Origin of the sequence: Citrobacter sp. RHB35-C17, from assembly GCF_013816795.1 — a bacterium.
Classification (GTDB): domain Bacteria; phylum Pseudomonadota; class Gammaproteobacteria; order Enterobacterales; family Enterobacteriaceae; genus Citrobacter_A; species Citrobacter_A amalonaticus.
Window position 1 is genome coordinate 1,257,640 of record NZ_CP057150.1, and the last position, 23,423, is coordinate 1,281,062.

The window sequence follows — 23,423 nt, forward strand, 5'->3', positions numbered from 1 at the left end:
GACGTATTAGCTGAAGACATGACCTCGCTGAATTAGTGAGGTTGTGTTAGCATTCCCCCCTATGAATCCACCTTCCAGCGTTTCAGAGCCAGCCAATGAGTTATCAGGTTTTAGCCCGAAAATGGCGCCCACAAACCTTTGCTGACGTCGTCGGCCAGGAACATGTGCTGACCGCACTGGCGAACGGCTTGTCGTTAGGGCGTATTCACCATGCATATCTTTTTTCCGGTACCCGGGGTGTCGGTAAAACCTCCATTGCCCGTCTGCTGGCAAAGGGACTGAATTGCGAAACCGGCATTACCGCCACGCCGTGCGGCGTGTGTGATAACTGCCGTGAAATCGAACAGGGGCGATTTGTCGATCTGATTGAGATCGATGCTGCCTCGCGCACTAAAGTTGAAGACACCCGGGATCTGCTGGATAACGTCCAGTACGCCCCGGCGCGCGGTCGATTCAAAGTTTATCTGATCGACGAAGTGCATATGCTGTCTCGCCACAGTTTTAACGCGCTGCTCAAAACGCTTGAAGAGCCGCCGTCGCACGTCAAATTCCTGCTGGCGACAACCGATCCGCAGAAGCTGCCGGTGACCATTCTGTCCCGCTGCCTGCAGTTCCATCTTAAGGCGCTGGATGTCGACCAGATCCGCCATCAGCTTGAACACATTCTTAACGAAGAGCAGATAGCCCACGAGCCGCGCGCACTGCAACTGCTTTCCCGTGCGGCCGATGGCAGTCTGCGTGACGCGCTGAGTCTGACCGATCAGGCGATAGCCAGCGGTGATGGCCAGGTTTCCACCCAGGCGGTGAGCGCGATGCTCGGCACGCTGGATGACGATCAGGCGCTGTCGCTGGTGGAGGCGGTAATCGCTGCCGACGGTGAACGGGTGATGACGCTGGTCAACGAGGCCGCAGCGCGAGGAATCGAATGGGAAGCACTGCTGGTCGAAATGCTTGGTCTGCTGCACCGTATTGCGTTGGTCCAGTTGTCTCCTGCCGCACTCGGCGGCGACATGGCGACGATCGAAGTGCGCATTCGTGAACTGGCGCGCACCGTGCCGCCGGCGGACGTTCAGCTTTATTACCAGACGTTGTTGATTGGCCGTAAAGAATTGCCGTACGCGCCAGACAGACGCATGGGCGTTGAAATGACCTTACTGCGGGCGCTGGCGTTTCATCCGCGTATGCCGCTACCAGAACCCGAGGTTCCGCGACAATCATTTGCCCCTGTCGCGCCAACGGCGGTAATGACGCCGACCCAGGTGCCGCAGCAGTCTGCACCCGCGCAACCGGCCCCGGCAGCACCGCTACCGGAATCCACCAGCCAGGTGCTGGCGGCGCGCAACCAACTGCAACGTGCGCAGGGAGCAACCAAAGCAAAAAAGAGTGAACCGGCAGCCGCACCCCGCGCGCGGCCGGTGAATAACGCTGCGCTGGAAAGACTGGCTTCGGTATCAGAACGCGTGCAGGCTCGTCCTGCACCGTCTGCGCTCGAACAGGCGCCGGCGAAGAAAGAAGCCTATCGCTGGAAGGCGACCACGCCGGTTGCTGAAGTGAAAGAAGTGGTGGCGACACCAAAGGCGCTGAAAAAAGCGCTGGAGCATGAGAAAACGCCGGAACTGGCAGCTAAGCTTGCCGCAGAAGCGATTGAACGCGATCCATGGGCGGCACAGGTCAGCCAGCTTTCGCTGCCAAAACTGGTTGAGCAGGTCGCGCTCAACGCCTGGAAAGAAGAGAACGATAATGCGGTCTGTCTGCATTTGCGTTCCAGCCAGCGTCACCTGAATTCCAACGGTGCACAACAAAAGCTGGCGGAAGCACTGAGTCAGCTTGCGGGCTCAACGGTTGAACTGACCATCGTAGAAGATGATAATCCGGCGGTGCGAACGCCGCTGGAGTGGCGTCAGGCGATTTATGAAGAGAAACTTGCGCAGGCGCGTGAGTCGATAGTTGCGGATAACAACATCCAGACCCTGCGTCGGTTCTTCGATGCGGATCTGGATGAAGAGAGTATCCGCCCCATTTGATCGTAAGCGACGCTTATGATTGTCATCCCTTAACGTGATTGAGAGAGAAGCCTATGTTTGGTAAAGGCGGTCTGGGTAACCTGATGAAGCAGGCCCAGCAGATGCAGGAAAAAATGCAGCAGATGCAGGAAGAAATCGCGAAGCTGGAAGTGACCGGTGAATCCGGCGCGGGTCTGGTGAAAGTCACCATCAATGGCGCGCATAACTGCCGTCGCGTGGAGATCGACCCAAGCCTGCTCGAAGATGACAAAGAGATGCTGGAAGATCTGGTTGCTGCTGCGTTTAACGATGCTGCCCGTCGCATTGAAGAGACCCAGAAAGAAAAAATGGCCTCTGTCTCCTCCGGTATGCAACTGCCGCCAGGCTTTAAGATGCCGTTCTGATGCAAACCAGCCCGCTGTTAACTCAGCTTATGGAAGCACTGCGTTGCCTGCCGGGCGTTGGCCCGAAGTCGGCGCAGCGCATGGCGTTTACGCTGCTTCAGCGTGACCGCAGCGGCGGGATGCGTCTGGCGCAAGCGCTCACCCGGGCGATGTCGGAAATCGGTCACTGCGCCGATTGCCGCACTTTCACCGAGCAAGAGGTTTGCAATATCTGTTCAAATCCGCGTCGTCAGGAAAACGGCCAGATTTGCGTGGTCGAGAGTCCTGCGGATATCTATGCGATTGAACAGACCGGGCAGTTTTCCGGGCGCTACTTCGTGCTGATGGGGCATTTGTCGCCGCTCGACGGCATCGGGCCAGATGATATCGGTCTCGACAGACTTGAGCAGCGCCTGTCCTGCGAGCAACTCAGTGAAGTGATCCTCGCGACCAACCCGACGGTCGAAGGGGAAGCCACGGCGAACTACATTGCTGAACTCTGCGCGCAATATGGCGTTGACGCCAGCCGTATCGCACACGGCGTGCCGGTCGGCGGTGAACTGGAGATGGTGGACGGCACCACGCTGTCGCATTCTCTGGCAGGACGCCACAAGATTAAATTCTGAACAAACGGAGGCTGTGCTCGCGGCCTCCGCTTGAAATCCCCCCCGGTTGTCCCCATTTCACCCTCAACGTGTTTTTACCATTGAAAATGGCATTGTTGAGGTAGATCTACATGAAAGGACAAGAAACTCGTGGTTTTCAGTCAGAAGTAAAACAGCTTCTGCATCTGATGATCCATTCTCTGTATTCCAATAAAGAAATCTTCCTGCGTGAGCTTATCTCTAACGCCTCCGATGCGGCAGACAAGCTGCGTTTTCGCGCGCTGTCGAACCCGGACCTCTATGAAGGCGACGGTGAACTGCGTGTACGCGTCTCCTTCGATAAAGATAAGCGTACGTTGACCATCGCCGATAACGGCGTGGGGATGAACCGTGATGACGTGATCGATCATCTGGGGACCATCGCGAAGTCCGGGACCAAATCCTTCCTTGAATCCATGGGCTCCGATCAGGCGAAAGACAGCCAACTGATTGGTCAGTTTGGCGTAGGCTTCTATTCGGCCTTTATTGTCGCGGATAAAGTCACGGTCCGCACTCGTGCCGCAGGCGACAAGCCGGAGAACGGCGTGTTCTGGGAATCAGCGGGCGAAGGTGAATACACCGTTGCCGATATCACCAAAGACGATCGCGGAACGGAAATCACGCTGCATCTGCGTGAAGGCGAAGACGAGTTCCTCGATGACTGGCGCGTACGTTCCATCATCAGCAAATATTCCGACCATATCGCCCTGCCGGTTGAGATAGAAAAACAGGAAGAGAAAGACGGTGAAACCGTCGTTACCTGGGAGAAAATCAACAAGGCGCAGGCGCTGTGGACCCGTAACAAGTCGGAAATCAAAGATGACGAGTACAACGAGTTTTACAAGCATATCGCGCACGATTTTACCGATCCACTGACCTGGAGCCACAACCGCGTAGAAGGGAAGCAGGAGTACACCAGTCTGCTGTACATCCCGTCGCGGGCACCGTGGGACATGTGGAACCGCGATCACAAACATGGCCTGAAGCTGTACGTCCAGCGCGTCTTTATCATGGACGACGCCGAGCAGTTCATGCCGAACTATTTGCGCTTCGTGCGAGGGCTTATTGATTCCAACGATCTGCCGCTGAACGTTTCTCGTGAGATCCTGCAGGACAGCACCGTCACCCGCAACCTGCGTAGCGCGCTGACTAAGCGTGTTCTGCAGATGCTGGAAAAACTGGCGAAAGATGATGTGGAAAAATACCAGACGTTCTGGCAGCAGTTTGGTCTGGTGATGAAAGAAGGGCCGGCGGAAGATCATGCTAACCAGGAAACCATCGCCAAACTGATGCGTTTCGCGTCGACGCATACCGACTCTTCTGCGCAGACCGTCTCTCTGGAAGACTACGTCTCTCGCATGAAAGAAGGGCAGGAGAAGATTTACTACATTACCGCTGACAGCTATGCGGCAGCGAAGAGCAGCCCGCACCTGGAACTGCTGCGTAAGAAAGGCATCGAAGTGCTGTTGCTCTCCGATCGCATTGACGAGTGGATGATGAACTACCTCACCGAGTTTGACGGTAAGGCGTTCCAGTCCGTCGCCAAAGCGGACGAGTCTATCGACAAGCTGGCCGATGAGGTTGATGAAAGCGCGAAAGAAGCGGAAAAAGCGCTGACACCGTTTGTTGAGCGCGTGAAAAATCTGCTGGGCGACCGGGTGAAAGACGTACGTCTGACGCACCGTCTGACCGATACGCCGGCGATTGTCACCACCGACGCGGACGAAATGAGCACCCAGATGGCGAAACTGTTTGCCGCAGCGGGTCAGAACGTACCGGAAGTGAAATACATCTTTGAACTCAATCCGGACCACGTGCTGGTGAAACGCACGGCAGATACCCAGGATGAAGGGCAATTCAACGAGTGGGTTGAACTTCTGCTGGATCAGGCGTTGTTTGCTGAGCGCGGCACGCTCGAAGATCCAAACCAGTTCATCCGCCGCATGAACCAACTGCTGGTTTCCTGATAACTGCGATGTGAATGCCGGATAAGCGTGATTGCAATCCGGCATTTCTTTTAATCGCCTCTCTTTTCTAAATTTTCCCTCATTAACCGTTTCAGCGCTGGCACCTTCCTTGAGACAAATGCGTGATGGTGGTATCGTTTAGCGCTTTTTTAAAAATATCGACAACCTTTAAGGGGATTTTCGTAATGCGTATCATTCTGCTTGGCGCTCCGGGCGCGGGTAAAGGAACTCAGGCTCAGTTCATCATGGAGAAGTATGGTATTCCGCAAATCTCCACCGGTGATATGCTGCGTGCCGCCGTGAAATCTGGCTCCGAGCTGGGCAAACAAGCGAAAGACATCATGGACGCCGGTAAGCTGGTGACGGATGAGCTGGTGATCGCGCTGGTAAAAGAGCGTATCGCGCAGGAAGATTGCCGTAACGGTTTTCTGTTAGATGGTTTCCCGCGCACGATTCCGCAGGCTGACGCCATGAAAGAAGCCGGTATCGTGGTAGATTATGTTCTCGAATTCGACGTACCGGATGAGCTGATCGTTGACCGTATCGTTGGTCGTCGCGTACACGCTGCGTCTGGCCGCGTTTACCACATCAAATTCAACCCGCCTAAGGTTGAAGGTAAAGACGACGTGACCGGCGAAGAGCTGACCACCCGTAAAGACGACCAGGAAGAGACCGTGCGTAAGCGTCTGGTGGAATACCATCAGATGACGGCGCCGCTGATTGGTTACTACCAGAAAGAAGCGGCAGCAGGTAACACGCAATACGCGAAAGTTGACGGGACTCAGGCCGTTGCTGACGTGCGCACCGCGCTGGAAAAAATCCTCGGTTAAGTTTTTCGCGTAGTGAACCTTTTATCAGGCCTGCCATTATCGCGTAGGCCTGATAAGCGTAGCGCCATCAGGCAAATTCTCGTTTTACCTCTCACAGCAATTAGTTCTTCTTACTCACTTTTCCGCTACAATTATCAACAATTTGAATCGATAAGAGGCGGTAATGCGTCAGACGAAAACTGGTATCCTGCTGGCAAATCTTGGCACTCCCGATGCCCCCACTCCGGCGGCAGTAACACGCTATCTCCGGCAATTCTTAAGCGATACACGTGTTGTCGATACGCCCCGTGTATTGTGGTGGCCGCTGCTGCGCGGCGTGATTTTGCCGCTTCGCGCCCCGCGTGTGGCAAAGCTTTATCAGTCTGTCTGGATGGAAGGCGGCTCTCCGCTAATGGTCTACAGCCGTCAACAGCAGCAGGCGCTTGCTGCGCGCCTGGCGGACACGCCCGTCGCGCTGGGTATGAGCTATGGCTCGCCGTCACTGGAAAGCGCGGTGGACGAGCTGCTGGCGAACCACGTGGATCATATCGTCGTGCTGCCGCTGTACCCGCAATATTCCTGCTCAACGGTTGCTGCGGTCTGGGATGAGCTGGCGCGCATTCTGGCGCGTAAACGTCGTATTCCCGGCATTTCGTTTATTCGCGATTACGCCGACGATCGCGCTTATATTGACGCGCTGGCGAACAGTGCGCGGGCTTCGTTCGCCGAACACGGCGAACCGGATTTGCTGCTGTTGTCCTACCACGGCATTCCGCAGCGTTTTGCTGATGAAGGTGACGACTATCCGCAGCGCTGTCGTGACACCACCCGTGAGCTGGTTTCTGCGCTCGGTCTGCCGCCAGAAAAAGTAATGATGACCTTCCAGTCGCGTTTTGGTCGTGAACCGTGGCTGACGCCCTACACTGATGAAACGCTGAAGATGTTAGGCGAGAAGGGAACGGGCCATATTCAGGTGATGTGTCCGGGCTTCGCGGCGGATTGTCTGGAGACGCTGGAAGAAATTGCGGTGCAGAATAAAGAGATCTTCCTCGAAGCGGGCGGTAAAAAGTATGAATATATTCCGGCGCTAAATGCCGCGCCGGAACATATCGATATGATGCTGAAACTGACAGCCCCGTACCGCTAACGTGCAGCGTTAATCTGCTGAGTGAAGAAACGCGCACCATCGCGTAAGGCGTCATCGGCAGATTTCATCATGCGTGAGTAGTGCAGAAAGGCGTGCAGCGTGCCGGGATACATTTTGTATTCGCAGGGCTGCTGGTGCGCCTGAAGCGTCTCGAAGAGCAGACGGCTGTCGTCGATCAGCGGGTCAAACTCCGCACCGGCGATAAAGCAGGGCGGCACGTCGCGCGTCAGGTCGTTGTTGAACAGGCAATAGTACGGCGACTCGCGATCGTCGGCATCACGCAGATACATTTTTTCGTACATTTCCAAATCCTGACGGCTGAGACCGTCCCAGTCGCCGCCCATCAGTCGTCGACTTGCTGAGTCCTGTAAGCCGTACAGTCCATACCACAACAGCACGCCCGCCACCTTTCCACAAAATATGTGCTTATCGCGCAGCCACAGCGCGCTGGCGAGCGACAGCATCGCGCCAGCGGAATCACCGGCAAAGCCAATGTGCGTCATATTCAACTGATAGTCGTCCGCCTGCTGATAAAAGAACTGACAGGCGGCAATGGTCTCTTCAATGGCCTGCGGAAAGCGCGCCTCAGGTGAGAGTGAATAGTCGACGCCGATTACCGTGCACTGGGTATAGCTTGCCAGCAGACGCATGATTCGGTCATGGGTATCCAGATTCCCGAGAATACAACCGCCACCGTGCAGGTAAAACAGCGTGGCCTGACTGTCTGGCGTTGGGCTGTACAGGCGCGTTGTCACCTCTCCCCAGCGCGTAGGGAGGGCATATTCCCGCGTTGGCATTTGCGGTGCATCCGCATTCCAGAAGCGTCGTTCAAGAATGTAGTGTTGGCGCATCGCTGGCACATCATCGGCGGCAGGCCAGGGAGGTAAATCGTCCTGCCGGATATTCAGCACTGCGCGCATCTCGTCTGAAATGCTTGCCAGTACGGGAAGTTTATTCTCTGGTTTCATAAAACGCTCCTTGTGAAATCGACCCATTGTAAAAGCTTCCGTCGTGGAAACTGCGATCCGTTCGTCTGTTATTGAAACTCTGTCGTCCAGAGGGGAATGTGCTACCATGCACCGCTCAGTTATCCACCTGTAAAAACAGCTATGAAATTTCCCGGTAAACGCAAATCCAAACACTATTTCCCTGTCAACGCACGCGATCCACTGCTGCAACAAATCCAGCCTGAAAATGAAACCAGCGCCGCATGGGTGGTGGGGATCGATCAAACGCTGGTCGATATTGAAGCGAAAGTGGATGACGCGTTTGTACAACGTTATGGACTGAGTGCCGGGCATTCACTGGTGATTGAAGACGATGTGGCCGAAGCGTTGTATCAGGAACTGGTGCGTGACAATCTGATCACCCATCAGTTTGCCGGTGGCACGATTGGTAACACCATGCACAACTACTCCGTGCTGGCCGATGACCGTTCGGTGTTGCTGGGCGTGATGTGCAGCAACATCGAAATTGGCAGCTACGCCTACCGCTATTTGTGCAACACCTCCAGTCGGACCGACCTCAACTATCTGCAGGGCGTTGACGGGCCGATTGGCCGCTGCTTTACCCTGATAGGCGAATCCGGTGAGCGTACCTTCGCCATCAGCCCAGGGCACATGAACCAGTTGCGCGCGGAAAGCATTCCGGAACCGGTGATTGCCGGGGCATCGGCGCTGGTGCTGACCTCCTATCTGGTACGCTGCAAGCCAGGCGAGCCGATGCCGGAAGCCACCATGAAGGCCATTGAGTACGCTAAAAAGCACAATGTGCCCGTGGTGCTGACGCTTGGGACCAAATTCGTGATCGCCGATAACCCGCAATGGTGGCAGGGTTTCCTGAAAGAGAACGTCTCAATCCTGGCAATGAATGAAGAAGAGGCCGAAGCGCTGACCGGTGAAAACGATCCGCTGCTGGCATCTGATAAAGCGCTGGACTGGGTCGATCTGGTGTTGTGTACCGCCGGACCGGTAGGGCTGTACATGGCGGGCTTTACCGAAGAGGAAGCCAAACGCAAAACTCAACACCCGTTGTTGCCTGGGGCGATTGCCGAATTTAACCAATATGAGTTCAGCCGCGCGATGCGCCATAAAGACTGTCGCAATCCGCTGCGCGTCTATTCCCATATCGCGCCGTATATGGGCGGTCCGGAAAAGATCATGAACACCAATGGCGCAGGTGACGGCGCGCTGGCGGCGCTGCTGCACGATATTACCGCCAACAGCTATCACCGTTCGAACGTGCCGAATTCCAGTAAGCACAAGTTCACCTGGCTGACCTATTCGTCATTAGCTCAGGTGTGTAAATATGCCAATCGTGTGAGTTATCAGGTACTGAACCAGCACTCTCCGCGTCTGACGCGTGGACTGCCGGAGCGTGAGGATAGCCTCGAAGAGTCGTACTGGGATCGTTAAGTCATTATGCCGGATGGCGACGTAAACGTCCTATCCGGCCTGGCGTTACCATTATCTGTGTCATCATGTAGGCCTGATAAGCGAAGCGCCATCAGGCAAACGAGCCGATGCCACGACGATCACCCGGTCACGATTTCACCCGCAGGGGGTGTTTCCAGCAATTCCAGCATCGTACGGGCGATTTCACGCTCGCCCATCACGACCTGATTAGCGCCGCGTTCGGTAATGTACTCGACCTCATCGTCATAATGCGCACGAGCAATAATCTCAATATTCGGGCACTTCTCGCGGGCAGACGCAACAATTTCACCGGCCTCATAGCCGTTCGGGATGGTGAGGATCAGCCAGCGGGCGCAGTCCAGATGCGCCAGATTCATAATCTCTTCATTGGCGGCATTCCCCAGCACCGCGCGGATCCCGCGCTCGCGTAGTTCATCCACTCGTGTCCGCGACGTTTCGATAACCACTAACGGCATCCCGGCCGCCATCAGTTTTTCACCGAGCAGACTGCCGACACGGCCAAAACCGACCAGCAGCGCGTGGTTGCAGATATCCACCGGAATTTGCTTCTCTTCCTCGATAGCCTCTTCCAGCGTTTGTTCTTCCAGCGTCTCGGTTTTTGCCAGATATTTTTCCAGCAGAGCAAACAGCACCGGGTTGAGCATAATCGACAGAATCGCCCCTGCCAGCACCAGATTTTGCCCTTCCTGCGGCAGCAGGTTCAGCGCCATCCCCAGACCGGCGAGAATAAAGGCGAATTCACCAATCTGCGCCAGGCTGGCGGCGATGGTCAGTGCGGTGCGCGGCGAGTGGCCAAACAGACGCACCAGGAAAAAGGCGGCGACCGACTTACCAAAGATAATGATGGCAAGCGTTGCCAGCACGGCCAGCGGTTGTTGGATCAGAATCAGCGGATCAAACAGCATACCGACGGAGACAAAGAACAGGACGGCAAACGCGTCGCGCAGCGGCAGGGTATCGTGGGCCGCGCGGTGGCTCAGTTCCGATTCATTCAGTACCATCCCGGCAAAGAACGCGCCCAGCGCGAAGGAGACATCAAACAGTTCCACCGCGCCGAAAGCGATACCTAATGCCAGCGCCAGTACGGAAAGGGTAAACAGTTCGCGGGAGCCGGTTGCCGCGCTGCGCGCCATAATCCACGGTACCAGACGGCGGCCAACCAGCATCATAATGGCGATAAAGGCGATAACTTTACCGATGGTAATGCCCATGTCGACGGCCAGCGAGGCGAAGCCGACGTTACCTTTTTCCACCATTCCGGCGACGGCTGGCAGCAGAACCAGCGTCAGTACCATTACCAGATCTTCAACAATCAGCCAGCCGATGGCAATCTGCCCTCGCTGACTGTCGACCAGTTGTCGTTCTTCAAGCGCGCGCAGCAGCACCACGGTACTGGCGGTTGAAAGACATAAACCAAAGACGATACCGGTCATCAGCGACCAACCCAGCATGGCGGAAAGGGCCATACCCAACAGCGTCGCCACGGCTATCTGGGCGATCGCGCCGGGAATGGCTATCGACTTTACCGCCATCAAATCCTTCAGTGAAAAGTGCAAACCGACGCCGAACATCAGCAGAATAACGCCAAGCTCAGCGAGCTCCGGCGCAAGTTTGGTATCAGCCACAAAGCCTGGCGTAAAAGGACCGGCCAGAACGCCCGCTAACAGATATCCCACCAGAGGAGAAATACGCAGTTTATTGGCAAGCATGCCGAGTATAAAAGCGAGCACAAGGCCGCCAACAATGGTGGTGATAAGCGGGGTGGCGTGATGCATTCCGTCTCCTTTGGTAGCTGATTTCCAAAATTCCAGGTAATAGTTTATGACAATTTTGACTATTATGTTTATGAATAATTATTGAATTTTGAAGAAAACTGCAATTTGAGCTGAAAAAAGCACGGATCGGAAAACGAATGGGTTGTAGACAGAGAAAAGGCTTATGGCAGCAGGCTGAGAGGGCGGCTAAAGTTTAGCTTTAGCCGCAAAAACTCAGGCTTTATGCCGGTTATCAGGTAGGAATATGGTCAAGATCCCCAGAAGTGGCAGGAAAGCACAGATTTTATAGACTAACTCGATGCTGGTATGGTCAGCGAGCAGACCTAACACCGCGGCTCCCAGGCCACCCATCCCAAAGGCAAAACCAAAAAACAGACCAGAAACCATGCCGATACGACCCGGCAGTAGTTCCTGGGCATACACCAGAATGGCGGAAAACGCCGAGGCGAGAATAAAACCAATGATCACCGTTAAAATGCCGGTCCAGTGCAGGGTGGCATAAGGTAAAATCAACGTAAACGGCGCGACGCCGAGGATAGAGCCCCAAATGACATATTTTCTGCCAATCTTATCGCCTAAAGGCCCGCCAATTACCGTTCCTGCAGCAACCGCAAACAGGAAAGCAAAGAGGTGAAATTGCGCGTTTTGTACCGATAATCCGAATTTTTGCATCAGATAAAAGGTGTAATAGCTGCTGATGCTCGCCATATAGAAGTATTTCGAGAAAATCAGGATCAGCAGGACGCTGACCGCAAGCACCACCTTATTGCGCGGCAGTGGATTGATAATCGTTGCTTTTGGTTTCCCCTTGCTCATTCGATGCTGCGCGGCATACCAGCGGCTGATTTGCGCCAGCACGACAATGGCCAGCAGCGCCGCAAGAACGAACCAGGCCACATTACCTTTGCCGTAAGGGGCGATAATCACTGCCGCCAACAACGGACCGAGGGAGCTACCAAAGTTACCGCCCACCTGGAAGATGGACTGGGCAAGACCGTGGCGTCCTCCTGAGGCCATACGCGCCACACGGGACGATTCCGGGTGGAATACCGAAGAACCGGTGCCGACCAGCGCGGCAGCCAACAGCACGGTGCCAAAACTGCCGGCCATTGCCAACAGCACCAGACCGCTTAGCGTAAAGCACATGCCAATCGGCAGCGACCACGGCATCGGGTACTTATCGGTCCAGTAGCCAACCACCGGTTGTAGTAGCGAAGAGGCCAACTGGAAGGTCAGGGTGATCATCCCTATCTGCATAAAGGTCAGTGAAAATTCGGACTGTAATAGCGGATAGATCGCCAGAATTAACGACTGAATCATATCGTTAAGCAGATGTGAAAGGCTGATCGCGCCTAAAATGCCGAACGACGTGCGTGCCTTAGCGACTGGCGCGGACGCACCAGGTGCTGGCTGGGTTTGTTCACTCATTGCCATAGAAAGTCACTTCTGTCTGATTTGCGATGTATGCGCTTTATCCTTCACGCTACCCGGATGCAACGTGAATGATGTTGCGCACAGGGGAATATCGTCATTGTGATTATTACCTGACTAACATACCTGCGGACGAGGTTTGAAGGAAGTCTCAATTCTGAAAACTTATTCGACTATTATTTCAGATAATTGTAATTTCAGCCGAGTGAAGGAATCAGGGAGAGAAACATGAAATTTTTAAAACGGGGTGTGGCGCTGGCACTGTTCGCTGCATTCACGCTGGCAAGTCAGCCTGCTCAGGCTTATGAAAAAGATAAAACCTATAAAATCACCATTCTGCATACCAACGATCACCATGGCCATTTCTGGCGCAGCGAATACGGCGAGTACGGTCTCTCAGCGCAAAAAACGCTGGTGGACGGGATTCGTCGCGAGGTGGCTGCCGAAGGGGGCAGCGTCCTGCTGCTGTCCGGCGGTGACATCAACACCGGCGTACCCGAATCGGATCTACAGGATGCTGAGCCCGACTTTCGCGGGATGAACCTGATTGGTTATGACGCGATGGCGGTCGGTAACCACGAATTTGATAATCCGCTCACCGTCCTGCGTCAGCAGGAGAAGTGGGCGAAGTTCCCGTTTCTCTCAGCCAATATTTACCAGAAAAGTACCGGCGAGCGCCTGTTTAAACCCTGGGCCATTTTTAAACGCCAGGATTTGAAAATCGCGGTGATCGGTTTGACCACCGACGACACGGCGAAAATCGGTAACCCTGAGTTCTTCACCGATATTGAATTTCGCAAACCAGCGGAAGAGGCAAAGGTGGTGATTCAGGAATTGCAGATGAATGAAAAGCCGGACGTCATGATTGCCACCACTCATATGGGGCATTACGACAACGGCAACCACGGATCGAACGCGCCGGGCGACGTTGAAATGGCGCGCAGTCTGCCAGAGGGCGCGCTGGCGATGATTGTGGGTGGTCACTCACAGGACCCGGTGTGCATGGCCGCGGAAAATAAGAAACAGGTGGATTACGTTCCCGGTACGCCGTGTGCACCGGACAAACAGAACGGGATCTGGATCGTGCAGGCCCATGAGTGGGGGAAATACGTGGGTCGCGCGGACTTTGAGTTCCGTAACGGCGAGATGAAAATGGTCAACTATCAGCTGATTCCGGTGAACCTGAAGAAGAAAGTGACCTGGGAAGACGGGAAAAGTGAGCACGTACTTTACACCCCGGAAATCGCGGAGAATGCGCAGATGCTCTCGCTGTTGTCACCGTTCCAGAATAAAGGAAAAGCGCAACTGGATGTGAAAATTGGTGCGGTGAATGACCGACTGGAAGGCGATCGCAGCAAGGTCCGTTTTGTACAAACCAACATGGGGCATTTGATTCTGGCTGCGCAAATGGCGCGCACCGGTGCCGATTTTGGCGTTATGAGCGGCGGCGGCATTCGTGACTCGATTGACGGCGGGGATATCACCTATAAAAGCGTGCTGAAGGTTCAGCCATTCGGCAACGTTGTCGTATATGCCGACATGAACGGTAAGGATGTGACGGATTATCTGACGGCCGTGGCGCAAATGAAACCGGACTCCGGCGCCTATCCGCAGTTTGCCAGGGTTAGCTTTGTGGCAAAAGAGGGCAAGCTCAACGATTTGAAAATCAACGGCGAGCCGGTTGACCCGGCAAAAACCTACCGTATGGCGACGCTCAGCTTTAACGCGACCGGCGGCGACGGCTATCCGCGTATTGATAACAAACCGGGGTACGTCAACACCGGGTTTATTGATGCGGAAGTGCTGAAGGAATACATTCAGAAAAACTCACCGCTGGATGCCAGTGCGTATGAGCCGAAGGGGGAAGTTAGCTGGCAGTAACAGGGCGGAGTGCCGGATGGCGGTGCGGGCACCTTATCCGGCCTACAGGTTAGTGCAGTTTCCTGGCCTGATAAGCGTCGCGCTATCAGGCCATCATTCTATAATCACTTAATCCCGGCGGGCGATATCGGCGAATTCAGCCTCCAGAATCGCGGCTAAATCAACCGCCGCCAGTTCAATATCCAGCCCGCGTTTGCCGCCAGAGACAAAAATGGTGTCAAACGTCCGGGCTGGCGCATCAATCAGCGTCGGTAGACGTTTTTTTTGTCCCAGTGGGCTAATGCCGCCGACCAGATACCCGGTCGTGCGTTGCGCAACCAGCGGATCGGCCATATCGACTTTTTTCGCGCCGAGCGCTTTGGCGACTTTTTTCAGATCCAGTTGTCCGGCCACCGGCGTGACTGCAACCGCCAGATGTTTCATATCGCCATTCACCGCCACCAGCAGCGTTTTGTACACCTGATCGGCATTCAGCCCTAACTTGCGCACCACCTCATCGCCGAAGTTGGTCTCGGCGGGATCGTGGTCGTAGGTATGGATCCTGAACGTAATTTTGTTTTTTTCGAGTAATTTAACGGCGGGTGTCATAGCTATTTTTCCTGGCTAAACCAAATGACGAGTCAAGCATATCTCTAACGAATGTTCGAAATATAGTACCATCTTGCGCAATTATGTTGGCAGGATGCAGAGTTTGAGCGACAATCGACATACACCGTCGCATTAAGCGGCGGCATAATAATAATGATGAAATTCCTCTTTGACGGGCCAATAGAAATATTGGCCACTTTTTTTATCGCATCAGCTCCGGCAGATTTCCCTCTCCATAAAGGTGCAGCGCGCCGACGGCCACCACATAGCGACCCGCAGGCAGTGCCGCCAGACGATCCCGCCAGGCGATATTGCGTTGATGCATCAGCACATCGTACAGCGACTGACTGAAGGTGTTGGGAAGCGTCAGGTGATTGTCCTGCGGCGGGGAGTCAAGCCACCAGCTCATCATCTGTTGCAGTAACCGGGCGTTGGTGTGCCAGTGCGTTAGTGTGTCCTCCAGCAGTGCCAGGCCGTTGTCTGGCAGTTCACACAACAGTGCAATCTGGCTGGCGGCACCTTCCAGTTCAATCACCGGTTTTTCTGCCTTTTTGGCGGCCTGCAACAGCTGATAATCAATACCGTATTCCGGGCGTAATCCCAACTGTTGCGCCTGGGTGGCCTGCAACACCATCGCGATTTGCCACAGCGGTTGTGTGGAAAACAGCGTCGGAGAGATCCCCAATTCATCGGTCGCGCGATGCAGATTGCGCAACTGCTCCTCGCTGATGCGCTCTTCCAGTGCGGCAAATTCGGGTAGATCGGCAAAAGGGCTGTCATTGCCGGAGACGTCGGCCTCAACAATTAGTGCATCGGCGCTGTTAAGCTTTTTGAGCAGTCTGGCAGGGAGAGGGGACATATCGCGACTGCCCATATGAATACTGCCAATCAGGTGGAAATGGCGGTTGCCGGGCAACGAAACATCAATGGCGGGCCAGGTATAGCGATTGCCGGATAGCGTAGCGAAGAATGTTTTTACCCGGTAAAACAGATCCATGCGACCTCCCTAATCAGAAGCCCATGCTAACGCGTGGCCCAGGGGTGTGCAATGTGTGAATTGCCGGATGGCGGCGCTAAAACGCCATCCGGCATCGCTTACTCTTTCGGTTTAAAGCGCAGCAGTCGGTTCGCGTTGCTCACCACGGTAATGGACGAGAGCGCCATCGCCGCACCGGCAACCACCGGGTTCAGCAACGTACCGGTAAACGGCCACAGAATACCGGCTGCAACAGGAATACCGATGCTGTTGTAGATGAATGCGCCAAGCAGGTTTTGCTTCATGTTTCGAAGCGTTGCGCGGGAGATAGACAGTGCATCTGCCACGCCCATCAGGCTATGACGCATCAGGGTAATTGCAGCGGTTTCGATAGCCACATCGCTGCCGCCGCCCATTGCGATCCCGACATCGGCTTGCGCCAGCGCCGGTGCATCATTGATGCCGTCACCGACCATCGCCACCTGACGCCCCTGGCTTTGCAGACGTTTAATGGCATCTGCTTTACCGTCCGGCAGAACGCCGGCAATCACCTCATCAATTCCCGCCTCTTTGGCGATGGCGTTAGCCGTCGTCGGGTTATCGCCGGTTAACATCACCAGACGATAGCCGGCGCGGTGCAGTCGCTGAAGGGCGGCCACGCTGTCGCTACGCAACGGATCGCGCACGGCCAGCAGCGCTGCCGCTTTACCATCAATCGCCAGCAGCACCGGCGTAGCACCCTGAGAAGCCTGGGCCGATATCTCGGTTTCCAGTTCGCGAGTGTCAACCTGCTGCTCGTTCAGCAGGGCCTGGTTGCCCAACAACAGCGTATGCCCTTCGGCTTCACCGCTAACGCCTAATCCACGCAGGGTGCGGAAACCGTTGACCTGCGGCAGTGCACCATCACCGGCTTTGTCGAGAATCGCTCGTGCCAGCGGGTGGCTGGAGCCTTGCTCAAGCGCCGCCGCCAGACGCAGCACCTGCGCCTCATCAGTCTCGCCTACAGTTTTAATCGCCACCACCTGGGGTTTGCCTTCGGTCAGTGTCCCGGTTTTGTCGAAGACCACGGTATCCAGAGTGCTGGCGCGCTGCAGCGCATCGGCATCACGCACCAGTACGCCAAACTCAGCCGCACGACCCACGCCGGAAATAATAGACATTGGAGTTGCCAGACCCAGCGCACACGGACAGGCAATAATCAGTACTGTGGTTGCAATCACCAGGGTGTAGACAATTTGCGGCGCCGGGCCAAAGAAGTACCAGATACCCGCGCTGACCAGCGCAATCACGACCACAACCGGAACAAACACGGCGGAAATCTTATCGGCCATCTGACCGATTTCCGGCTTACTGCTCTGGGCCTGGCGCACCATACGGATAATGCGCGACAGCGTAGTATGGCTGCCGACTGCGCTGGCGCGGAACAACACGCTGCCATCCTGCACAACGGTACCGGCATGCACACTGTCGCCTTCCCCTTTTTGCTGTGGGATAGGTTCGCCGGTAAGCATCGCCTCATCCAGCCAGGCTTCGCCCTGGGTGATTTCACCGTCAACCGGTACGCGGTCGCCGGTGGTCAGACGCAACAGCATTCCCGGTTGAACCTCTGCTAGCGGTACGCTCTTTTCACCGTCTTCTGTCACCACTCGCGCCGTTGGCGGCGTGAGATCGAGTAATTTTTCCAGCGCCTTAGACGAGCGCTGACGCGCGCGGGCTTCCAGCATGTGTCCGAGGTTAATCAGACCAATGATCATCGCGCTGGCTTCATAATAAAGATGACGCGCTTCCATCGGGAACCACTGCGGCCACAGGTTGACGCTCATCGAGTACAACCAGGCTACGCCGGTGCCCAGCGCCACCAGGGTGTCCATCGTGGCGGTGCCGTTCATCAGGCTCTTCCACGCGCTGCGATAAAAATGGCCGCCGGCAAAAACCATCACGGCGAGCGTCGCCAGACCTATCGCCAGCCACAGGCTGCGGTTGTCGGCGGTCACCATCATGTTATCGCCCATCATCCCCCAGACCATCACCGGCACACCCACCAGCAGGGCGACAATCGCCTGCCAACGGAAGCGTTTCATTGTCGCGACGGCGGTTTCCTGCTGGCGCTCACGGCGTTTGAGATCGTCTTCAATCGCCTCCGCGCCATAGCCGGCTTTTTCCACCGCCTGGACTAAATCGGCGGCGGACGCACTGCCCATCACCAGCGCAGTACGTTCCGCGAGGTTTACCCGTGCCTGCGTGACCCCGGGAACGCTTTGCAGCGCATTTTGTACCCGGGAAACACAGCTGGCGCAGCTCATGCCGCTTAACAGCAGCTGTTGGCTCTCATCTTCAGCCGTCGCTGCCGGAAGCTCAGGAGGGACCGCTGCCAGTGCTTCCGACGGGATTGATGACTCCGCCAGCGGTTTAGCCTTTGGGTGGCTTAACTCTGCGCCGTAACCGGCTTGTTTGATGGTGTCGATAAGCGCTTCGGCGCTGGCGGTACCGGTGACGAGCGCTTCAGTCACGGTAACCTCAGCCTGTTCAACATCCGGGCGTTGTTCAAGACTCTCTTTTACGCGTTTGACGCAGTGACCGCAGGACAGGCCGTCCAGGGTCAGGTTGATAGTGTGAGACATCTCTTCACTCCTTTATTACAGGGATTAACTGACTGTGATAAAGGTTAAACCTTCCAGCAAGGGGAAGGTCAAGGGATTTGTTTTCACCCTGTTTTTTTAATGTTCCAGTGCGATGGCGCAGACATGTTCGAGGGTGGAAAGGTTGTTGTAAAGTTCCGGTAAGGTCATTTTTTTTCTAATCACGACTTTAAGATTAACCTCTATTTTCCCCTTTTTGACATCGCGGATGGTGATAGCTTCAATAATGTTTTTTTGCTGATTAATACTTTCCACCAGCGTTTGTAGTCCTGATTTTTCGTCAAGAATAATGCGAATCTTAACTTTACCGGGCAATTGATTTTTAGTTTGTAAAAAGATGACAAAATAGCTGAGCTTTATGGCCAGCAGGAACAAGCCTGTGGCAAGAAGCGCATGCATATAAAAACCGGCGCCACTGGTAATTCCCACTCCCGCAGAAGCCCATACAATGGCTGCGGTTGTCAGTCCGGAGATGGCGTCATCATGGCGATGAAGGATAACACCTGCACCGAGAAAGCCTACGCCGCTGATAATTTGTGCGGCCAGGCGCATCGGATCGCTACGTATATTCATCGAGATTTCCGCGTAATACTCTGCTGACTGAATAGAGACGATGGTCAGAACGCAACTGGCTACGGAAATAATGACGCACGTTTTAAATCCGACAGGCTTTCCTTTCGATTCCCTTTCAAGACCGATGATCCCGCCGAGGATAAAAGCGACGCAAATTTTGCCCAGCGTAATTAACAGAGATTCTCCTTCACCGAATAAGAGGAAGGATAACGTATTCATATTTCCTCCGGAAAACTCACCTCAAACAGCGTAAAAAGGTCTCCTTTCTGACCCGTAACGCTAGGCGCGGTAGGTATGGATATAGTGCTCAATCAGCGAAAGAAGTCGCCGGTTATCGATGCTCTGCAGAATTTTTACCCGCGCACCTTTTGGTTCAGGGATCCCTACATTGAGACGCAACGTGTCACGTCCATAGCGACAGGTCATACCGCGCGTGATGCCTTCCAGAGAGACATCCAGGTAATCTTCCTCCATTGTTGCCAGAGAGGGATCCAGTAACCAGGCAACGGTTAACGCATCATGGATCCAACATCCGGGCAGATGGCGGGTTTGCATAGAGTAGGTGATCCACGGACGAATGGTTTGCGCCAGATAACGGCTAAGCCCGTTTTCTGTTTTTGCCAGACGATCCAAATCGGCGTGAAGCATTTGAGTTTTCGTTGTCACATCCATCGGGACCAGCGTGACGGGCGCGCCGCTGGTAAGCACCGCATGAGCCGCCTCAGGATCCAGACCAAAATTGGTATCTTTCAGGTAGCCCGGCACATTGAATACGCCGCCCATAACAACGATATTTTTGACCGCGTGAACAATCTGCGGGTAAAGCTGCAGGGCAATGGCCACATTGGTGAGTGGACCGGTAGCAACCAACGTGATTTCACCAGGGTTATTACAGATGAGTTCACCTATCGCCTCGGGTGCATGGGGGGGCACCTGCTGGCACAATGCCGGGGCAGGAACTTCCGACCAGAGTTGCCGTAAGCCAAACTGATCGACACCCTGATCCAGTTTTTCACGCCAGGGAAGCGGATCTTCCCGGAGCGCACGCGAGGCTCCACGGTAAACAGAAACGGGAATAGCCAATTGCGCAATGAGATCTTTAGCGACGGCATATCCCACATCTGCTGGCGTATTTCCTGCGACAGTAGTGATCATTTCCAGAGTGATTTGCGGAGCGGCAATCGCCAGCGCTAGCGCCAGGCCGTCATCAATATTCGCGCCGGGAATGCCATTGCCTGGATCGCAGTCAATTATGATACGCATCGATGTATTTTCACGTTGTCTCGGGTTGTACTTCATGTCCCTGGCAGCCACACGATTCTCCTGTTCGTAAATAAAACTCAAATTCAACGCGGCGAACCTCTCCATCCCAATTTTTCAGCATGTCAATTGCCGCACGGGCCATCTTATCGACCGGTTGCAGAACGGCGGTCAAAGAAGGGACGTTGTAAGCCGATTCATGTGTTGCGTTAAAACAGACCAGTGCAACATCTTCAGGGACGCGCAGCCCATGTTCCGCCAGGGCGCGTAAGCAACCCAGTGCCTGCTGTTCATTCGTCGCGAACAACGCGCGCGGTGGCTGGCGTTGCAGCATACGTTTTGTCGCCTCGTAACCTCCGGCGCGGGTATAGTTGGTCGAAAAAATCCATGAAGGATTGACCATTAGCGATGAGGCTTCCAGCGCCTGCTGCCAGCCCCGGATACGATCCTGAGTATTCAGCATTTCACGCGGACCACAGATGATGCCGATGTCGCGATATCCGTGATCAATCAGATGTTGGGTTACCTGCATCGCCGCCTGTTGTTCATCAACCTGGATAACGCTGACGTTAAGTCCAGGATCCACGCGATCGAGCATAACGCAGGGCGTACCGCTCTCCTGAATCAAATTGATATAAGGATGACGATCCACACTGGTGTAGATCAGCCCGTCAACCTGGCGGTGCAACATATTATTAATCAGTTCACGTTCACGGCAGCTGCTGTCGCCCGCATCACCCAGCAGGAGTACTTTGCCATCAGCAAATGCTTCGTGTTGCAGAGCATGAGCCATAGAGGCGATAAACGGGTTCGAGATATCCGGTGCGACAAGCCCATAAGTTTGTGTACTCCCTGAAGCCAGCGCACGCGCGATGCCATTGGGTCGATAGCCGGTTTTCTTAATAGCCTGTAGTACACGTTGCCGGGTCGCTTCGGCAACGGGACGTGGACCATTATTAATAACGTAACTAACGACAGCGACGGACGTTCCCGCTTCTTTTGCCACGTCAGAACGTGTTACGCGTTGCGAATGTGATTGAGTCACGAGGCACCTACCTGATTGCGTTCAGAGTGATTTTTTCCAGACAGCATAAGGCGTTATGACCCAAAAATCTTTGGTAAAGAACGCGCATCTCACGTTCTCTGGCCTCAAATTGCATCCTCGGGTAAGTTAAGATCCCGTCCACGGGTTTCTGGTGCAAAGAACGTGGTTACCAGTCCAATTGTGGCCATCAGAGCGAAATAGAGAGCGATTGGCCACCAGTGCCCATAAAACGAGAGCAATGCCGAGGCGATAAGTGGCGCTGTCCCGCCAGACATAATCGAACCGAGCTCTTTTGCAAATGCCATTTTGGTATAACGATTCTTGACACCGAAAAGCTCAACGCCCCATGCAGCCTGAACACCAAAAATACCCAGTGACGCGATTCCCATCCCGGTAATGATCGTTGGGATGACAATCCATGGCTCACGAGAATCCAGCAGCATGAATGCCGGAAAAGCATACAGGATCAGTAACAAGCAGAACCAACGATAGACGATCCGTCTGCCGAATCGATCGGAAAGCCAGCCCGCCAGAGGAATAATGGCAAATCCCAGAACCGATGCGATAAACACCGCCACGGTCGGCACTGATTTATCCACCATCAGCACTTTAGCGACATAGCCAATGATAAATCCCTGTGCCAGGTAGGAGGGGCCATTCTCGCCAATGCGTAAGCCGACCATGGTCCAGAACGCACGGGTCCGTTTCCAGAAGCTACGTGTATCATGCTGTTGCTGCGCTTTTCCCTCGCGAAGAACTTTTTCTCGCTCGGCCTGCAGGAGGGCCTTTTGACGTTCAAAAACGGGCGTTTCACGCATATGGCGACGAATGAATAGCGCAGCAGCGGCGATAAGAATGCTGCAAAGAAAAGGAATACGCCATCCCCAGCTTAATAAGTCATCTTTGTCCATTTGCAGGACGATGAGCCAAACCAACGAAGCCAGTAATGTTCCGCTGTTTGAGCCCAGCGCGATAATCGAGGAAACCAGCCCACGGCGTTTAACGGGAGCATATTCACCGAGCATCACGGTACCCCCTGAAAGTTCCGCTCCGGCCCCCAGGCCCTGAGAAAATCGAAGGATAACCAGGCATACCGGCGCCCAGACGCCAATCTGGGCGTAGCTGGGGATCAAACCTATTAACATGGTCGACAAGCCCATCAATCCAATCGTGATAACCATGACAATCTTCCGACCATGTTTATCGCCTATCCAGCCAAACAGAAGCGCACCGATGGGGCGAGCAATAAACCCAACGGAATAGGCGGCAAAGCTGGAAAGTAACGCCATGACAGGTGTCGCTTCCGGAAAAAAGACATCGCCAAAGATAATGCCTGCGGCAAGACCGTACAGGGCAAAATCGGCATACTCCATCGTGGTGCCTAACCAGCAGGAAAATGTCGCTCGCCAAAATTCGCGGCGTCCTTCGGGGGTTTCCAGCCGCTCCTGAGCGGCTTGTTGGTTATCCGTCAGGGGAACAGAGGATGAATGCGTGTTCATAAGAACTCCTTGAAGTTATCTGTCGACATACGTCGCAGGCTTGTGCTCTTCACGTTCTACTCGCGTAGATATTATATTTTTACCGGAGATTAATAAATCTACCCGCGTAGAATGATCAAGTAAAAGAGTTAAAATTGCGAAAGCGATCACTTATAACAGGCAATTGTTACAGAAAAAGGTACGCCTGCTTCGATGTTCTTCACTGTTTATGAAGTACGAACGTTCGACGGTTCCGGAAATGTGAAAGTGGCAGTGGTAACGCCGCGACCTGTGAAGTGACAGGAGGTTACTGGCATCTATAGGATGGGGTGTGTGGTGTCAGCCACAAGTACGTTATAATGACACCATGCCACAGCTTAAGGTGCGGA

18 protein-coding genes and 1 other annotated feature are annotated in these 23,423 nt (G+C 54.5%); of the genes, 8 read left to right on the forward strand and 10 right to left on the reverse strand.

What is annotated here, in order from left to right; all coding sequences use genetic code 11:
• Positions 1 to 95: 95 nt before the first annotated feature.
• The 6 genes from dnaX (at position 96) to hemH (ending at position 6,953) form a co-directional block, all read left to right on the forward strand.
• Positions 96 to 2,024 (forward strand): DNA polymerase III subunit gamma/tau, encoded by a 1,929-nt coding sequence (dnaX, locus tag HVZ37_RS05920; protein ID WP_181628198.1) that lies wholly within the window; start codon positions 96 to 98, stop codon positions 2,022 to 2,024.
• Positions 1,357 to 1,421 (forward strand) — a sequence feature (DnaX frameshifting element). (Overlaps the previous gene by 65 nt.)
• A 53-nt stretch (positions 2,025 to 2,077) precedes the next feature.
• On the forward strand, positions 2,078 to 2,407 hold the full coding sequence (locus HVZ37_RS05925) for a YbaB/EbfC family nucleoid-associated protein (RefSeq protein WP_001515903.1): 330 nt from the start codon (positions 2,078 to 2,080) through the stop codon (positions 2,405 to 2,407).
• Complete coding sequence (recR, locus tag HVZ37_RS05930) at positions 2,407 to 3,012, forward strand: recombination mediator RecR (RefSeq protein ID WP_043001549.1); 606 nt, start codon at positions 2,407 to 2,409, stop codon at positions 3,010 to 3,012. Before HVZ37_RS05925 ends, recR begins: the two co-directional genes overlap by 1 nt.
• Before the next feature lie 110 nt (positions 3,013 to 3,122).
• Positions 3,123 to 4,997 (forward strand): molecular chaperone HtpG, encoded by a 1,875-nt coding sequence (gene htpG, locus HVZ37_RS05935; protein ID WP_181628199.1) that lies wholly within the window; start codon positions 3,123 to 3,125, stop codon positions 4,995 to 4,997.
• Between the two features lie 185 nt (positions 4,998 to 5,182).
• Positions 5,183 to 5,827, forward strand: coding sequence for an adenylate kinase (adk, locus tag HVZ37_RS05940; protein ID WP_181628200.1), 645 nt, complete (start codon positions 5,183 to 5,185; stop codon positions 5,825 to 5,827).
• 163 nt (positions 5,828 to 5,990) lie between these two features.
• Positions 5,991 to 6,953, forward strand: coding sequence for a ferrochelatase (hemH, locus tag HVZ37_RS05945; RefSeq protein ID WP_043001546.1), 963 nt, complete (start codon positions 5,991 to 5,993; stop codon positions 6,951 to 6,953).
• Here hemH and aes read toward each other — a convergent pair.
• A complete protein-coding gene (gene aes / locus HVZ37_RS05950) occupies positions 6,950 to 7,921 on the reverse strand; it encodes an acetyl esterase (RefSeq protein WP_044258924.1) in 972 nt (323 codons plus the stop codon). The genes hemH and aes overlap by 4 nt on opposite strands.
• A gap of 141 nt (positions 7,922 to 8,062) precedes the next feature.
• Between aes and gsk the strand changes: the two genes are divergently transcribed.
• Complete coding sequence (gsk, locus tag HVZ37_RS05955; protein WP_061070456.1) at positions 8,063 to 9,367, forward strand: inosine/guanosine kinase; 1,305 nt, start codon at positions 8,063 to 8,065, stop codon at positions 9,365 to 9,367.
• Between the two features lie 119 nt (positions 9,368 to 9,486).
• On the opposite strand, the gene ybaL is transcribed toward gsk, so the two are convergent.
• Both ybaL and fsr read right to left on the reverse strand, forming a co-directional pair.
• On the reverse strand, positions 9,487 to 11,163 hold the full coding sequence (ybaL, locus tag HVZ37_RS05960; protein ID WP_043001543.1) for a YbaL family putative K(+) efflux transporter: 1,677 nt from the start codon (positions 11,161 to 11,163) through the stop codon (positions 9,487 to 9,489).
• Between the two features lie 213 nt (positions 11,164 to 11,376).
• Complete coding sequence (gene fsr, locus HVZ37_RS05965; RefSeq protein WP_043001542.1) at positions 11,377 to 12,597, reverse strand: fosmidomycin MFS transporter; 1,221 nt, start codon at positions 12,595 to 12,597, stop codon at positions 11,377 to 11,379.
• A gap of 225 nt (positions 12,598 to 12,822) precedes the next feature.
• Here fsr and ushA point away from each other — a divergent pair, with 225 nt between their 5' ends.
• A complete protein-coding gene (ushA, locus tag HVZ37_RS05970) occupies positions 12,823 to 14,475 on the forward strand; it encodes a bifunctional UDP-sugar hydrolase/5'-nucleotidase UshA (protein ID WP_043001541.1) in 1,653 nt (550 codons plus the stop codon).
• Positions 14,476 to 14,583: 108 nt separating this feature from the next.
• Here ushA and ybaK read toward each other — a convergent pair whose 3' ends face one another.
• From ybaK to HVZ37_RS06005, 7 genes are all read right to left on the reverse strand, one after another.
• Positions 14,584 to 15,063: a Cys-tRNA(Pro)/Cys-tRNA(Cys) deacylase YbaK gene (ybaK, locus tag HVZ37_RS05975; protein ID WP_043001540.1), complete on the reverse strand. Its 480-nt coding sequence runs from the start codon at positions 15,061 to 15,063 to the stop codon at positions 14,584 to 14,586.
• 202 nt (positions 15,064 to 15,265) lie between these two features.
• Positions 15,266 to 16,060 (reverse strand): TraB/GumN family protein, encoded by a 795-nt coding sequence (locus HVZ37_RS05980; RefSeq protein ID WP_044258922.1) that lies wholly within the window; start codon positions 16,058 to 16,060, stop codon positions 15,266 to 15,268.
• A 98-nt stretch (positions 16,061 to 16,158) separates the two neighbouring features.
• Positions 16,159 to 18,660, reverse strand: a complete 2,502-nt coding sequence (gene copA, locus HVZ37_RS05985; RefSeq protein ID WP_044327986.1) for a copper-exporting P-type ATPase CopA — start codon at positions 18,658 to 18,660, stop codon at positions 16,159 to 16,161.
• Between the two features lie 96 nt (positions 18,661 to 18,756).
• On the reverse strand, positions 18,757 to 19,470 hold the full coding sequence (locus HVZ37_RS05990) for an MgtC/SapB family protein (RefSeq protein ID WP_043001536.1): 714 nt from the start codon (positions 19,468 to 19,470) through the stop codon (positions 18,757 to 18,759).
• Between the two features lie 60 nt (positions 19,471 to 19,530).
• Positions 19,531 to 20,514: a nucleoside hydrolase gene (locus tag HVZ37_RS05995; RefSeq protein ID WP_044265276.1), complete on the reverse strand. Its 984-nt coding sequence runs from the start codon at positions 20,512 to 20,514 to the stop codon at positions 19,531 to 19,533.
• Positions 20,515 to 20,524: 10 nt separating this feature from the next.
• Positions 20,525 to 21,556, reverse strand: a complete 1,032-nt coding sequence (locus HVZ37_RS06000) for a LacI family DNA-binding transcriptional regulator (RefSeq protein ID WP_043001534.1) — start codon at positions 21,554 to 21,556, stop codon at positions 20,525 to 20,527.
• Positions 21,557 to 21,660: 104 nt separating this feature from the next.
• Entirely contained in the window at positions 21,661 to 23,055 is a 1,395-nt protein-coding gene (locus HVZ37_RS06005; protein WP_044258914.1) for an MFS transporter, read from the reverse strand.
• Positions 23,056 to 23,423 lie beyond the last annotated feature (368 nt).